The following is a 14,628-nucleotide window of genomic DNA, read 5'->3' on the forward strand; positions in this document are numbered from 1 at the left end:
GCTCTCTGCTAAGATCAGGTTATGGATAAACACTACGAACTCAAACGGATGAAACGTCTGGCGCTGCTGCTGTTGCTGCTCGCCGCCGCGACCTTCATCGTCACCCTTTTCCTGCCGCCCGGCTTCTGGGTCAGCGGCGTCAAAGCGATTGCAGAAGCCGCAATGGTCGGCGCACTGGCGGACTGGTTTGCGGTGGTGGCGCTGTTCCGGCGCGTGCCGGTGCCTTTTATCTCGCGCCATACCGCTATCATTCCGCGCAACAAAGATCGTATCGGTGAAAACCTCGGGCGCTTTGTGCAGGAGAAGTTTCTTGATACCGACTCCCTGCTGAATCTGATTCGCCGTCACGATCCTTCAAACCTGCTGGCCCAGTGGCTGAATGCGCCGGGCAATGCCGACCGCGTTGGCCGCCATTTGCTGCAGGTGATGCGCGGCTTCCTTGATCTCACCGATGACGCGCGGATCCAGACCTTTATGCGCCGCGCCGTGCATCGCGCCATCGACAAGGTCGATCTCACCCAGACCAGCTCCATGGTGCTGGAGAGCCTCACCAAAAATAACCGTCATCAGGCGCTGCTGGATGCGGCCATTGAACAGCTGCTGAAGCTGCTGCATAAACCCAGCACCCGCGAGTTTATTGCGATGCAGCTGGTGCGCTGGCTCAAACGCGAGCATCCGATCAAAGCCAAAATGTTGCCGACCGAATGGCTGGGCGAACACAGCGCCGAGCTGGTGGCCAACGCGGTCGATTCCCTGCTGGATGATGTGGCGCTGGATCAGGGCCATGAGCTGCGCCTCGGCTTCAACCGGGCAGTTGATAAACTGATCGTTAAGCTGCAGACCGACCCGGATATGGCCGAGCGCGCCGAAGAAATTAAGGGCTGGCTGAAAGAGGATGCCTCGTTCAATCGCTACATCGGCGAGCTGTGGAATGATATGCGTAACTGGCTCAAGGCGGATCTGAGCAGTGAGGATTCGCGGGTGCAGGAGAAAGTGCGCGGTGCGGCCCTGTGGCTGGGCGAAACCCTGGCGGCCGACCCTGCGCTGCGTGACTCCATGAACCAGCATCTGGAACAGGCGGCGCGCAGCGTGGTGCCGGAGTTTGCCAGCTTCCTGACGCGTCACATCAGCGACACCGTGAAGAGCTGGGATGCGCGCGACATGTCGCAGCAGATCGAACTCAATATCGGCAAGGACCTGCAGTTTATCCGCATCAACGGTACGCTGGTCGGCGGCACCATCGGGCTCATTCTCTATCTGTTGTCGCAGTTGCCCGCCGTGCTGCCGGTGGTGAAAAGCTGGCTGATCTGAACCTGTTGTGGCACGGTGGCCGCCACATTCCACCGTGCTCACCTGAACAAAAAACGTCGCCTCATCTATGGGATTTTCTGTTGCCTGCATCCGGTGTTAAACGGCGGCTACGCCGGGTACAGCGCAGCCTGCGCCACCGCCATAAAATGTTTTACCCTGTCGCGATCTACATCGTTCCACCAGACGCCATCGACTTTGAGCGCGCTGGCCACAATCACAGCCTGCGTGCGTTCCAGAATCTGGCAGACGTTGGCAGGCGTCACGCCCGACCCCACCAGCAGCGGCAAAGTGGTGGCGGCGCGGATCTCGTCGATTTCCTCCAGCGTGGCGCTGTCACCGGTACGTTGTCCGGTGGCGATAACCGCATCCGCTTCGAAGAAATCGACATCGCGGGTCAGCTCCTGAATGGAGCGATCGGCCACTATCGCATGGCTGCCGTGTTTAACGTGGCTGTCGGCGAACACCCGGATATGTTCGGCGCGAAGCTGGCTTCGGTAGCGCAGCGCTTTTGCGGCGGCCCCTTCAATAAAGCCTTCATTGGCGATATACGCATTGGCCCACTGATTGACGCGGATAAAATCCGCCCCGCCCGCCAGCGCGGTGGCAAAAGCAGGTAAGGCTGCGTTCGCCAGCACGTTAATGCCCAGCGGCACGCCGAAACGCTCCCGCACTTTTTCCGTAATCACCGCCATCAGCGCCGGCGTTTCCGGGCCAATATCCTCAGGTTTTGAAAAAGGAATATCGCCATGATTTTCCACAATCAGGCCATGAACGCCGCCAAGAATATAGTTTTCCGCATCACGTAACGCACGATCAATTATCGCGCTGACAGGTTTGCCGCGATATTTTGGTGACCCCGGAAAAGGGTCACAGTGAATGACGCCAATAACTGCTTTAGGGCGTGAAAATATCGCTTGTATTGCATCAATTTTTTCTGCTGATATAGCAACCATCGCTTCTTATCCTGTTCAGGAAAACACTATGCGTGTTTATGTGGCTGGTAATATTACTGTCGATGAAACCTGGTCTGTCACAGATATTCCGGCTAAGGGCACCTCTGTTCACGGTTATCAACGTTCGCAGGATATCGGCGGTAAAGGCGCGAATCAGGCGATACTTTTATCCCGTTGCGGCATTGAAACCTATTTAATTGCCGCGACCGGTTATGACAGTAATGGAAAATGGATCCGTCAGCAGCTCATGAACGAGCCCGTGACGTTATTGCCCACGCAGCCCATGACTGCGTTGAGCGATACCTCGCTTATTCTGCACAGCGCCGATGGCGATAATGCCATTATTACCAGTACAACGGCGGCAGATGCGCTGGACATCGATACGCTTAAGCACCATCTTGCCAGCTCGCGTCCGGGCGATCTGCTGGTGCAGCAGGGCAATTTCTCGCCCGATAAAACCTATGCGCTGTTCAGCCTGGCCAAATCCCACGGCCTGATCACCGTATTTAATCCCTCACCCGTGCACGCCGGTTTTGCCTCCTGCTGGCCGCTAGTGGATATCGCCGTGGTCAATCAGCACGAAGCGCAACAGTTGCAGCCCCGCGCAGTGACAACGTTAGTGACCACCTTCGGTAGCGCGGGTGCCTGGCTGACACAAGGCGACCAGCGAACGTTTTACCCGGCACAACCCGCCAATGCCGTCGATACCACCGGCGCAGGCGATACCTTTCTGGCCGTGATGCTGGCGTCCGCGATCCTGCGTGGGGGTGAAATTGATGCATTAGCACTGACTCATGCCAGTCAGGCTGCTGCGCTGACCGTCAGCCGTCATGGCACACTACAGGCCTTCCCCACCACAGAGGAACTCGCCGCGCTGCTCCAGACAGGCGGCGAGTCAGCGATTACTTAAATATCGCGCGGTAGCTGTCCACATTGGCTTTGGTGACCACCGTGGCCGGCACCAGAATGGTTTTTGACACGGTTTTGCCCGACGTAAGCGCGTTCAGGGCCTTAACCGCCTCTTCACCCATCTTTTTCGGATCCTGCTGCAGCACGGCCTCGACATAACCGCCATCAATGCCGCTAATGGCTTTTGACGTCAGATCCCAGCCAAAGACTTTGATCTCCTTCTGACGGCCCTGGTTTTCAACGGCAGCAATCGCCCCCAGGAGTGCCGGTTCACCGGTCGCATAGATAGCGGTTAAATCCGGGTTACCGGTCATCAGGTTTTCTGCCGCCGTCATTGCGGTATCCTGCACGTTCTGGCCATCAACCACATCTGCCACGGTGATGCCCGGATTGCTCTTAATGGTGTCTTCAAACCCTTTCTGACGCTGGTTCTGCACGGCTGAATTCAACGCGCCCACAATGCCCAGTCGCGCTTTGCCGCCCATACTTTTCGCCACGTAGTCGACAAAATATTTACCGATAATTTTGCCGCCTTCCAGATTATCCACGCCCACCTGCGCCGCCTGAGGGCCCGCCGGTAATACCGCATCAATCGCAATCACCGGTATTTTAGCGGCGGCCGCTTCTTTTATGGCTGGCATAATGCCGTTGACGTCAATCGCATCCACCAAAATACCCTTCACGCCCTGTTGAATATAATTTTCGATCGCATCGTTTTGCGACACAGGATTATCGTTGGCGTTAAAGATCACTAACTTTTTACCGCTGGCGTTTGCTGCGTCCTGGGCGCCCTTATTCATCTGATTAAAAAACAGGGCCTGCTGATTAATCTGAACCAGCGCATAAGTGGGAGCGGCCTGCGCCAGTGAAAATAAAGAACCCGCAGACAGTAAGCCGGTTGCCAGCGCAACAGCACGCAGTTTTCTGGTGTTAAATGCCATCATCTTAAAATTCCTCGTCGGGAATGAGCGATAACCAGTTGATCTCCGCATCGAAATGCAGAGGGAATAGTGTTGGCGGGCAAATATCGTCTGAATGGCTGCTTGAGCCAGAACCTGAATAATCGACTTTCTGCACACCGTCCATTATGGTGCACGTGTGAAAGGGATTAATCGGGTTTGGGAGTGACTCCCGGGTAATGCGGTAAACTGCCTTTAACATTCGCTTTTGGCTAAATTTTGTCAAGCGATTATTTTATCGTCAGCGGGCAGGGAAAAACTGTATTCGCTGCGCGCAACGGTGTTAACTGAGAGCCGATTCCGGGCAAGATGGCAGGTGATATGAGTAAAAAACGGGTGCTGTTATCCGATGTCGCAGCGCTGGCTGGACTGTCTAAAGCGACCGTATCCCGCTATATGAATCAAAGCATTATGCTGCCGCAGGAGACGATTAACCGTATCGAAGCGGCGATTCGTCAACTGGATTATCGCGGTAACAGCCTGGCACGCCGCCTGAGTAAGGGCGGTAGTGAAACCCTGGGGCTGGTGCTGCCTGATATTACCAATCCCTTCTTTGCCGAACTGGCAGATGCCGCCGAAGAAGCCGCCTCTGCCCATGGCTACAGCCTGGTGCTGTGTATTACCCGCAACCATCCAGACAAAGAGAGCCAGTTTATCCGCTGGCTGGATACCTGCCAGGTAGACGGCCTGCTGTTTACCACCAACCATCCTGATAACGGCCTGTTGTGCAAAGAAATTAACCGCCACCAGCGCATCGTGCTGCTGGATGAGGACATTCCTGGCAGCGAAGTGCCCAAGGTGTTTGTCGATAACGTTCAGGGTGGCCGGATTGCTACCGAAAAGCTGATCGCTGCGGGTCACCGGCATATCGCCTTTGTCGGCGGTCCGGACGAACTGATGAGTGTGCGCGAACGCTTCCAGGGGTTTTGCACCGCTATGGAGCAGGCTGGCCTGTGTATCCCGCCCGAATGGGTGATGTACGGCGAATACCAGCGTGAGTTCGGTAAACAGGCGCTGGAACAGCTGTTTAGCCGCGCTAAACGCCCTACTGCCGTCTTTGCCGCGAGCGATTTTCTCGTGCTGGGATTGATGGATGGCCTGCGCGCGCATGGACTCAACGCGCCCGACGCGCTGTCGCTGGTCGGCTTTGATGACGCGACCTATGCTGACTTTACCCAACCCCGTATTTCAACCATCCGCCAGCCCGCCCGTGAACTGGGCCGCACGGCGGTAGAGATCATGCTGCGCATTCTGAATGACGACCTCCCCGTCCCCGCCGAAACCCGTCTGCCAGTAGAATGGGTGGCGCGCGATTCAATACAAATGTGTTAACAACGTCCCGAAATGGCGCAAAAGCGCACAGTTTTAGCGCAAATAACGCGCTTTTTAATTTCTCAGCATTATAGTAAGTAAACCGGTTTACCTGAAGTTAACATTTAAATGTTCTTCATTACAAAAGGTTAGACCGCGAGTGTAGCGCCTGTTCCCAGGCTGGCACGGAAGCTGCAATGTCTTACCCGGCAAACAAATATCGTTGTAGCGTGTTGTTCTGTGTGTTGTGACAAAGGTTTTATTCTGCAGGTAAACCGGTTTACATGGGCGTAAACCGTGCCGGATAACCCTTTTTTGCATACAGAGTAACGGTCCCGTTAATGGTGATGGGAGTAATCACATGCAGCAAGCACAAACTGCCCTGACACGGGTAGAGATGGTGAATATTACCAAGACCTATGGCGCGATACGGTCTCTGCGCGGCGTCAATCTGCAACTGGCGCCGGGTGAAGTACTGGGCCTGGTGGGCGACAACGGTGCGGGGAAATCCACCCTGACCAAGGTGCTGTCAGGTGCGGTCGTACCGACCAGCGGCACGATTCGTATTGATGGTGAGGCTCAGCATTTCAGCAACCCGGCGGATTCACGCCGCTGCCATATCGAGATGGTTTATCAGGATTTGTCGCTGTGCGACACCGTCGATGTGGCAGGCAATCTGTTTATGGGACGTGAGCCGATGAAATCGATTCTCGGCATTCCGTTTCTGGATGAAGAGAAAATGCACGCTGACGCACGGGAGATGCTGAAGGGACTGGGGATTTCTATTCCGGACACACGACTGCTGGTGCGCAATTTATCCGGCGGACAGCGCCAGGCGATTGCCATTGCGCGCGCCGCCGCCTTCGATCCCAAAGTGCTGATCATGGATGAACCCACCGCCGCGCTGGCCGTCGCCGAAGTAGAGGCGGTGCTGGAGCTGATCCGGCGGGTATCGGCACGTGGCGTGAGTGTCATCCTGATCACGCATCGCCTGCAGGATCTGTTCCTGGTCTGCGATCGCATCATGGTGATGTACGAAGGCACTAACGTGGCGGAACGCCGGGTGGCCGAAACGGATCTGACCGAGATCGTCAATTTGATCGTGGGTGAGAAATTTGTCGCCCGCTCGGCCGCAGCACACTGAGCGAGGTAACAGGATGACTATTATGAATCTGAGCAGTTCCCGTATGGCACAGCACTCGCTGCCGCGTCGCCTTCTGCACAACCACTCTGGCGTGGTCAGCATCGCGCTGTTTTTCGTTTTCTGCTGCGTGGTGTTTTCCCTGATCACCGGCAACTTTCTCAGCAGCGCGAACTGGCTGAATATCATTCGTCAGAGTGCGCCGCTGCTGATCGTCGCCACAGCGATGACGCTGGTGATCACCACCGGTGGGATTGATCTTTCGGTGGGATCGACACTGGCGCTGGTCGGCGCGCTGTCCGCTATCGCCCTGAATAACTGGGGCCTGCCCTGGCCGGTGGTGTTGCTGGGCGGTCTGTTGCTGGGCGCGCTGGTCGGTGCCATCAACGGCTTCTTTATTGCTTACGAAGGCATCCCGGCCTTTATCGTCACGCTGGCGACGCTGGCGGTGGTGCGCGGCGTGGCGCTGCTGGTCACCCAGGGTTACTCCATTCCTATCCCTGCCGACAGCCTGTTCGCCTTTATGGGACGCGCCTGGGTGCTGGGCGTTCCGATGCCCGCACTGATTGGCATTGTGGTGCTGGTGGTCGGCCATATCGTGCTGAACCATATGCGTTTTGGTCGTTATGTCACGGCAATTGGCGCGAATGTGGAAGGCGCACGCCGCAGCGGGATTAACACCAAAGCTGTGACCATGAAGGTCTACATCCTCAGCGGCATGGCGGCAGCGCTGGCGGGCATGATCATCACCGCCCGTCTCGGCAGCGGATCCTCTAATCAGGGCGAAGGCTTTGAGTTGCAGGTGATCGCTGCGGTGGTGCTGGGCAGTACCAGTCTGTTCGGCGGCTTCGGCACCGTTATTGGCACGCTGTTAGGCGCGCTGTCGATTGCCATCATCCAGAACGGCCTGATTTTGTCGCATATCTCCCCGTTTTACACGCAGATCGCCACCGGTACGATTATTCTGCTGGCGATCTGGCTGAACACCCGCATTCTCAACCCGACGCGATCGGCGGCGAAAGGATAGCTGATGAAACATTCGATTTTTCGTCATCCTGACCCCCTGCCGCTGGGCATTAACAGTGGCTATGTGATGACCGTACTCGGCCCGCTACCTGTCTGTGAGATGGGTGTGACGCTGATGCACGAACATATTTTGCTGGATGCCTCCGGCAAATGGGTGCCGCCCTGCTGCTGTAGCGATCGTCATCTGGCGGAATTGCCCGTCAGCATCGAAAACCTGGGCGAGCTGTCGCTTAATCCCCTCATCAGCCGCGATAACTGCCAGCTGTTTGATGTCGATTTAGCGGTTGAGGAGCTAATGAAGTTCCGGGCGCTGGGCGGCGATACCGTGGTGGACCCCACTAATATTGGCATTGGCCGCGATCCCAAAGCACTGCAACGCATCGCACGCCTGACCGGGCTGAATATCATCATGAGCACCGGGTTATATCTGGAACCGTCGCATCCGGATTGGGTGAAAACGATCAGCATCGAAGCCCTGACTGAGAAGCTGATTTACGACCTCGGCGGCAGGGAGGAAAAACCCGAGGTGCTGGCTGGCCTGATTGGCGAGATTGGCGTGTCCAGCCGCTTTACGCCCGACGAGGAGAAATCCCTGCGGGCGGCGGGCCGTGCCAGTGCCGCGACACGTGTGCCGGTTGAGGTGCACCTGCCCGGCTGGGCACGATTAGGCCATCAGGTGCTGGATATCCTTGAAGATGAAGGGGCAGACCTGCGCCATGTGGTGCTGTGTCACATGAACCCCAGCTTCGCCGACAAACGTTACCAGCGCGAACTCGCGCAGCGCGGAGCCTTTCTGGAGTACGACATGATCGGCATGAGCTATTACTATGCCGACGAGTCCGCACAGTCACCGTCCGATGAGGAGAATGCCCGTGCTATTCGCGAGCTGATCGATGACGGCTTTATTGAACAGATTTTATTGTCGCAGGACGTTTTCCTGAAAACCATGCTGACCCGCTACGGCGGTCATGGCTATGGCTACATCCTTAAACATTTTGTTCCGCGTCTGAAACGCCACGGCGTGAGCGGCGAACAACTTGAAACCTTACTGATTGCTAACCCACAGCGTGTTTTTGGTGGGTAAGGGAGAACCGTAATGCAGAAGAAAATTTTACTGGTCGGCGAGTCCTGGACCAGCACGTCTGTTCACGTCAAAGGCTTCGATCAGTTTGCCACCGCTACCTGGCATAATGGCGCAACCGACTTTATGGCGGCGCTGGCCGACAGTGATTATGCCATTACCTACATGCCCGCCCATGCTGCTGCCACCGAGTTTCCTTTAACACCGGACGGGCTTCAGCAGTGGGACGCGATCATTCTCTCCGACATCGGCGCGAATACATTGCTGCTGCACCCGGATACCTGGCTGAAGAGCCAGCGCACGGCGAACCGTCTGACGCTGATTCACGACTATGTGGCCGCGGGCGGCGCGCTGATGATGGTGGGCGGCTACTTTAGTTTTCAGGGTATTAATGGCGGCGCGCGCTATCGCAATACGGCAGTTGAGAAAGTCCTGCCGGTGCGCTGCCTGGCCTGGGATGACCGTATCGAAACGCCCGAAGGCGTTTACCCCAGCGTGACGGAATCCCACGCGCTGTTCACCGATATGCCAGACGAATGGCCGTGGTTGCTGGGTTATAACGAAGTAGAAATGCACCCTGAAGGCACATTGCTGGCAACCATTGATGGTACGTCACATCCGCTACTGGCGGTGCGCGAGTATCAGCAGGGCCGCTCACTGGTCTGGACCAGCGATATGTCTGCGCACTGGCTGCCGCAGGAATTTGCCCGGTGGCAGGGTTATCGCCAGCTGTGGATCAACTGTCTGGACTGGTTAACGGTGCGCGGATGATGAGCCAAAGCCAGACGCTGGCGCAGCAGCTGCTGCGCTTTGACACCATTAATCCACCGGGCAATGAAGCGGCCTGCATGCACTTTCTGGCGAACTGGCTGATGGAACAGGGCTTTGACGTCACCTTGTCCTCCTTCGGTGAAAACCGCCTGAACCTGATGGCCAGTCTGCCTGGCAGTCAGCCCGGACCGCAGCTGGCGTTTACCGGCCATCTGGATACCGTCCCGCTCGGCAATGCTGACTGGCAGTACGATCCTTTCGGTGAAATCGTGGGTGACAGACTTTACGGGCGCGGGTCGAGTGACATGAAGGCCGCTGTCGCGGCGTTTGCTGTTGCCTGCGTGACGAATCAGCAGGCGATTCTGCAGGGTTCCGGCGTAGTGCTGTTGATCACCGGCGGGGAGGAAACGGGCTGTGACGGCGCGCGGGCGCTGATTGATACCGCTGACCTGCCCGATATTGGCGCATTGATTGTCGGCGAGCCTACCGCCAACTATCCGGTTATCGGCCACAAAGGAGCACTATGGCTACGCTGTGAAACCCGCGGGAAAACAGCCCATGGCGCAATGCCGGAACTGGGCATCAATGCCATTTATCTGGCGGCGGAGGCACTGGGAAAGATTCAGCACTTCTCACCTGGCGCACCCCATCCGCTGATGAAGCAGCCGACCATTAACGTCGGACGCATTGCAGGCGGCCTGAACATTAACTCGGTGCCCGATCGCACACATTTTGACGTGGATATCCGCAGCGCACCCAATCTGCAGCACGCCACCATTCGTCAGCAACTGACAACCTTACTGGGAGACAGCGTAACGGTGACGACGCTGGTGGATCTGCCGGCGGTGCTGAGCGAAGACAATCAGGCCTGGATTCATTCTGTTTATCAGCATTGTCAGGCGTTACATGACGCCCCGCTGACACCGCGCATTGTGCCCTACTTTACAGATGCGTCACTGTTGTTACCCGCGCTGGGTTCGCCGCCCTGCATTATCCTCGGTCCCGGCGAGCCGTCAATGGCGCACCAGACCGATGAATACTGCCTGCTGAGCCGGTTAGCGGAAGCGGAAGTGTTGTATGGTGCGTTGATTAACGACTGGATGAGGTAATGGAGAGATGCATCAGACGACTGGACGAATAAACTGACGCACAGTGCCTGCCATAAAAAAGGCCGCCCTGAGAGGCGGCCATTTGCGTGATGACGGTCAGCGCCGCTTAATCAACATAAACATGCTGATAGCAAAGAACGCAAAGCTCGGCAGAATCGCCCCCAGAATCGGCGGCAGGCCGTAAACCAGACTCAGCGGGCCGAAAATCTGGTCCAGCACGTAGAACAGGAAGCCGAAGCTGATACCGGTTACGACGCGCACACCCATCGACACGCTTCGCAGCGGACCAAAGATAAACGACAGCGCCATCAGCATCATCACCGCCACCGACAGCGGCTGGAAAATCTTGCTCCACATATTCAGCTGATAACGTCCCGCTTCCTGACCGCTCTGCTTCAGATACTTGCTGTAGCTATGCAGACCGCGAATCGACAACGCGTCAGGATCCAGCGCCACCACACCCAGTTTGTCCGGCGTCAGATTGGTTTTCCATTCGCCACTCAGACTCTGTGAACCGGTGATCTGCTTCGGATCGGTCAGGTTTGACTCATCGACCTGTGACAGCATCCATCGCTTTTTAGCCGCATCCCAGGTCGCTGTCGCCGCATAACGCACGCTCTGCAGACGACGCTGATCGTTGAAGTTGTAGATGCTCACACCATCAATTTCATTGTCGCCTTTGATGCGCTCAATATAGATGAAGTTATTGCCATCTTTCGCCCACAGACCATTCTGCGTCGAGACCAGTGCGCCGCCATAAAGCTGCTGTGCCCGATAGTTACGCGCCATCTGCTCACCCGATGGCGCAACAAACTCACCAATTGCCATGGTCAGCAGCACCAGCGGAATCGCCGTTTTCATCACGGACAGCGCCACCTGCATGCGGGTAAAGCCCGCCGCCTGCATCACTACCAGCTCACTGCGCTGCGCCAGCGCGCCGAGTCCCAGCAGCGCACCCAGCAGGGCCGCCATCGGGAAGAAAATCTCAATATCTTTTGGCACGCTGAGCAGGGTGTAATAACCGGCACTCAGCGCGCTATAACTACCCTGGCCGGTTTTACGCAGCTGATCGACGAACTTGATGATGCCGGAAAGCGACACCAGCATGAACAGTGTCAGCATGATGGTATTAAAGATGGTTTTACCGATATAGCGGTCAAGTACGCGAAACATCAGACCGACCCTCCGCGGGTAAAGCGGGCGCGAATCCGACGCATCGGCACCGTATCCCACAGGTTAAGCAGCACCGCCAGCACCAGATAGCTGATATTCACCACCCACATCCAGAGCGCCGGATCGAGCCGCCCTTTCGCTCCGCTCGACTTCAGCGAGCTCTGCAACAGGAAGAAGATCAGATAGAGCAGCATGGCGGGCAGCATCGATAGCACACGACCCTGACGCGGGTTCACCACGCTGAGCGGCACCACCATCAGCGCCATCACCAGCACCGCAAATACCAGCGTCAGACGCCAGTGCAGCTCGGCCTGGAAATCCGGTGTCTTATTCGCGAACAGGTCGGTCATGCTGGCCTGCTCGGCATCGTTAGGATCGAGCGTTGCCGCTTTATAGCCCACGATGGCCTGATAGTTAGTAAAGTCGGTGATACGGAAGTCACGCAGCAGTGCGGTGCCCTCAAAGCGGGTGCCTTTATCCAGCGTTACCACCTGCGAGCCATCTTTATGCTGCTCCATGTGACCGCTGTCAGCCAGCACCACCGAAGGACGCGCGTTGCCTTTTGGCCGTAACTGCGCCAGGAATACGTTGCCAAAGTTGTTGCCCTTCACATCCTCGACAAACAGCACGGCGCTGCCGTCGCTGGAGGTCTGGAACTGCCCGGCGGCCATCGCCGCAGCACCTGGATTCGCTTTGGCGTTCTGCGTCACCTCATCCTGATAGCGGGATGACCATGGCCCCAGCCAGATGACGTTCACCGCTGCCACCACCGAGGTAAACAGCATCAGTACCATCGCCGCTTTTACCAGGACGGCCTTACTCAGGCCGCAGGCGTGCATCACGGTAATTTCACTTTCCGTGTAGAGACGCCCCAGCGTCATCAGGATCGCCAGAAACAGACTTAAGGGCAGTATAAGTTGTGCCATTTGAGGCACACCGAGTCCTAACAAGGTCAGAACGAGGTTTGTCGGCACTTCGCCATCCACCGCGGCTCCCAGGATCCTGACTAACTTCTGGCAAAAGAAGATGAGTAGCAGGATAAACAGGATAGCCAGCTGGCTTTTGAGCGTTTCCCGAACCAGATATCTAATGATGATCACGCTTAGTACGCCTGTGAAAACTTGTCTTTTTGCAGGAAAATCGCTAGTTTCAACGCTTATCAGCCATTTTTCTTCATCAATGGCCGTCGCCGTAGCTAAATTTGTATGAAAAACGCGTCCGGGTGGTGAAAAAACAACATCTTGTCACCCTGATTCATTATGACCTCCAGCGGCAGAATGTCATGCTGCGACAATGAATAAATGGGTCATGAGCGCGCTACATTCTAGCGGCAGCAGCGGCCGTTGTCTTTAAGATTCAGGAGAGTGCATGGAGTTCAGTGTAAAAAGCGGAAGCCCGGAAAAACAGCGCAGTGCCTGCATTGTCGTTGGCGTTTTCGAACCGCGTCGTCTGTCACCGATTGCCGAGCAGCTGGATAAAATCAGCGACGGCTACATCAGCGCCCTGCTGCGCCGCGGCGAGCTGGAAGGAAAAGTGGGCCAGACACTGCTGCTGCATCATGTGCCAAATATCCTGTCCGAGCGTATTCTGCTGATTGGCTGCGGTAAAGAGCGTGAGCTGGATGAACGCCAGTACAAGCAGGTCATTCAGAAAACCATTAACACGCTGAATGACACCGGCTCCATGGAAGCGGTCTGCTTCCTGACCGAGCTGCATGTCAAAGGCCGCAACACTTACTGGAAAGTGCGTCAGGCGGTGGAGACCTCAAAAGAGGCCCTCTATAACTTCGACCAGCTGAAAAGTAACAAAGCCGAGCCGCGTCGTCCGCTGCGCAAGCTGGTGTTTAACGTGCCGACCCGCCGTGAACTGACCAGCGGCGAACGCGCGATCCAGCACGGATTAGCGGTCGCTGCCGGTATGAAAGCGGCTAAAGATCTCGGCAATATGCCGCCAAACATCTGTAACGCTGCCTATCTGGCGTCGCAGGCGCGCCAGCTGGCCGATGCCTTCAGCAAAAACGTGACGACCCGCGTGATCGGCGAACAGCAGATGAAAGAGCTGGGCATGAACGCCTATCTCGCCGTCGGTGCCGGTTCGCAGAACGAATCGCTGATGTCGGTAATTGAATACAAAGGCAATCCGGACGCTGAAGCGCGCCCGATTGTGCTGGTGGGTAAAGGACTGACCTTTGACTCCGGCGGCATCTCCATTAAGCCTGCCGACAGCATGGACGAAATGAAATATGACATGTGCGGCGCGGCTGCCGTCTATGGCGTGATGCGGATGGTGGCCGAGCTGAATCTGCCGCTGAACGTAGTGGGCGTGCTGGCGGGCTGTGAAAACATGCCGGATGGCCGCTCGATGCGTCCGGGCGACGTGCTCACGACCATGTCGGGTCAGACGGTTGAAGTACTGAACACCGACGCCGAAGGCCGTCTGGTGCTGTGCGATGCGCTGACCTACGTGGAACGCTTCGACCCGGAAGTGGTGATTGACGTGGCAACGCTGACCGGAGCCTGTGTGATTGCGCTGGGTCATCACATCAGCGGCCTGCTGTCGAACCACAATCCGCTGGCGCATGAGCTCATCAGCGCCTCGGAACAGTCGGGCGATCGCGCCTGGCGTCTGCCGATGGCGGATGAGTTCCAGGAGCAGCTGGAGTCCAACTTTGCCGATATGGGCAACATCGGTGGCCGTCCAGGTGGCGCGATTACCGCCGCCTGCTTCCTGGCACGCTTTGCCCGCAAATATAACTGGGCGCACCTGGATATCGCCGGTACCGCCTGGCGTTCCGGCAAGGCCAAAGGCGCGACCGGACGTCCGGTGCCGATGCTGTCGCAGTTTCTGTTGAATCGGGCAGGATTGAACGGCGACGACTAACCGC

General features: G+C 56.8%; 13 protein-coding genes. 9 read left to right on the plus strand and 4 right to left on the minus strand.

The genetic code is table 11. From position 1 onward, the window contains the following. The first annotated feature begins 21 nt into the window (after window positions 1-21). On the plus strand, window positions 22-1,311 hold the full coding sequence (locus IV493_RS15530) for a DUF445 domain-containing protein (RefSeq protein ID WP_195857408.1): 1,290 nt from the start codon (window positions 22-24) through the stop codon (window positions 1,309-1,311). A 107-nt stretch (window positions 1,312-1,418) separates the two neighbouring features. Here IV493_RS15530 and IV493_RS15535 read toward each other — a convergent pair whose 3' ends face one another. Continuing rightward, window positions 1,419-2,264: a BtpA/SgcQ family protein gene (locus IV493_RS15535; protein ID WP_147789333.1), complete on the minus strand. Its 846-nt coding sequence runs from the start codon at window positions 2,262-2,264 to the stop codon at window positions 1,419-1,421. Between the two features lie 28 nt (window positions 2,265-2,292). Between IV493_RS15535 and IV493_RS15540 the strand changes: the two genes are divergently transcribed. Further along, entirely contained in the window at window positions 2,293-3,174 is an 882-nt protein-coding gene (locus tag IV493_RS15540) for a ribokinase (RefSeq protein WP_195857409.1), read from the plus strand. Here the strand turns inward: IV493_RS15540 and IV493_RS15545 are convergent. Further along, a complete protein-coding gene (locus IV493_RS15545) occupies window positions 3,167-4,117 on the minus strand; it encodes a substrate-binding domain-containing protein (protein WP_061061485.1) in 951 nt (316 codons plus the stop codon). The two genes, IV493_RS15540 and IV493_RS15545, sit on opposite strands and share 8 nt — an antisense overlap. A 324-nt stretch (window positions 4,118-4,441) precedes the next feature. Here IV493_RS15545 and IV493_RS15550 point away from each other — a divergent pair, with 324 nt between their 5' ends. The 6 genes from IV493_RS15550 (at window position 4,442) to IV493_RS15575 (ending at window position 10,571) form a co-directional block, all read left to right on the plus strand. Further along, on the plus strand, window positions 4,442-5,464 hold the full coding sequence (locus IV493_RS15550) for a LacI family DNA-binding transcriptional regulator (protein ID WP_195857410.1): 1,023 nt from the start codon (window positions 4,442-4,444) through the stop codon (window positions 5,462-5,464). Window positions 5,465-5,840: 376 nt separating this feature from the next. Continuing rightward, entirely contained in the window at window positions 5,841-6,587 is a 747-nt protein-coding gene (locus IV493_RS15555) for an ATP-binding cassette domain-containing protein (RefSeq protein ID WP_162470140.1), read from the plus strand. A gap of 22 nt (window positions 6,588-6,609) precedes the next feature. Next, entirely contained in the window at window positions 6,610-7,611 is a 1,002-nt protein-coding gene (locus tag IV493_RS15560) for an ABC transporter permease (protein WP_195857411.1), read from the plus strand. A gap of 3 nt (window positions 7,612-7,614) precedes the next feature. Then, window positions 7,615-8,694 carry a phosphotriesterase gene (locus IV493_RS15565; RefSeq protein WP_033781706.1) on the plus strand — a complete coding sequence of 360 codons (1,080 nt, stop codon included), beginning with the start codon at window positions 7,615-7,617 and terminating at the stop codon, window positions 8,692-8,694. Window positions 8,695-8,706: 12 nt separating this feature from the next. Continuing rightward, complete coding sequence (locus IV493_RS15570; protein ID WP_013359950.1) at window positions 8,707-9,462, plus strand: glutamine amidotransferase; 756 nt, start codon at window positions 8,707-8,709, stop codon at window positions 9,460-9,462. Further along, window positions 9,462-10,571, plus strand: coding sequence for a M20 family metallopeptidase (locus IV493_RS15575; protein ID WP_041457296.1), 1,110 nt, complete (start codon window positions 9,462-9,464; stop codon window positions 10,569-10,571). Before IV493_RS15570 ends, IV493_RS15575 begins: the two co-directional genes overlap by 1 nt. 96 nt (window positions 10,572-10,667) lie before the next feature. Here the strand turns inward: IV493_RS15575 and lptG are convergent, their stop codons facing one another. Together lptG and lptF are read right to left on the minus strand one after the other, a co-directional pair. Further along, window positions 10,668-11,744, minus strand: a complete 1,077-nt coding sequence (gene lptG, locus IV493_RS15580) for an LPS export ABC transporter permease LptG (RefSeq protein WP_033781702.1) — start codon at window positions 11,742-11,744, stop codon at window positions 10,668-10,670. After that, window positions 11,744-12,844 (minus strand): LPS export ABC transporter permease LptF, encoded by a 1,101-nt coding sequence (gene lptF / locus IV493_RS15585; RefSeq protein ID WP_033731353.1) that lies wholly within the window; start codon window positions 12,842-12,844, stop codon window positions 11,744-11,746. Before lptF ends, lptG begins: the two co-directional genes overlap by 1 nt. Window positions 12,845-13,112: 268 nt before the next feature. Between lptF and pepA the strand changes: the two genes are divergently transcribed. Next, entirely contained in the window at window positions 13,113-14,624 is a 1,512-nt protein-coding gene (pepA, locus tag IV493_RS15590) for a leucyl aminopeptidase (protein WP_009092357.1), read from the plus strand. The last annotated feature ends 4 nt before the right edge of the window (window positions 14,625-14,628 follow it).

The organism is Pantoea sp. SM3640, assembly GCF_015654165.1.
GTDB lineage: Bacteria > Pseudomonadota > Gammaproteobacteria > Enterobacterales > Enterobacteriaceae > Pantoea > Pantoea vagans.

Coding starts and splice junctions, on each gene's coding strand:
- IV493_RS15530 (WP_195857408.1), top strand. CDS start 22: ATGGATAAACACTACGAACTCAAACGGATGAAACGTCTGGCGCTGCTG.
- IV493_RS15535 (WP_147789333.1), bottom strand. CDS start 2,264: ATGGTTGCTATATCAGCAGAAAAAATTGATGCAATACAAGCGATATTT.
- IV493_RS15540 (WP_195857409.1), top strand. CDS start 2,293: ATGCGTGTTTATGTGGCTGGTAATATTACTGTCGATGAAACCTGGTCT.
- IV493_RS15545 (WP_061061485.1), bottom strand. CDS start 4,117: ATGATGGCATTTAACACCAGAAAACTGCGTGCTGTTGCGCTGGCAACC.
- IV493_RS15550 (WP_195857410.1), top strand. CDS start 4,442: ATGGCAGGTGATATGAGTAAAAAACGGGTGCTGTTATCCGATGTCGCA.
- IV493_RS15555 (WP_162470140.1), top strand. CDS start 5,841: ATGGTGAATATTACCAAGACCTATGGCGCGATACGGTCTCTGCGCGGC.
- IV493_RS15560 (WP_195857411.1), top strand. CDS start 6,610: ATGAATCTGAGCAGTTCCCGTATGGCACAGCACTCGCTGCCGCGTCGC.
- IV493_RS15565 (WP_033781706.1), top strand. CDS start 7,615: ATGAAACATTCGATTTTTCGTCATCCTGACCCCCTGCCGCTGGGCATT.
- IV493_RS15570 (WP_013359950.1), top strand. CDS start 8,707: ATGCAGAAGAAAATTTTACTGGTCGGCGAGTCCTGGACCAGCACGTCT.
- IV493_RS15575 (WP_041457296.1), top strand. CDS start 9,462: ATGAGCCAAAGCCAGACGCTGGCGCAGCAGCTGCTGCGCTTTGACACC.
- lptG (WP_033781702.1), bottom strand. CDS start 11,744: ATGTTTCGCGTACTTGACCGCTATATCGGTAAAACCATCTTTAATACC.
- pepA (WP_009092357.1), top strand. CDS start 13,113: ATGGAGTTCAGTGTAAAAAGCGGAAGCCCGGAAAAACAGCGCAGTGCC.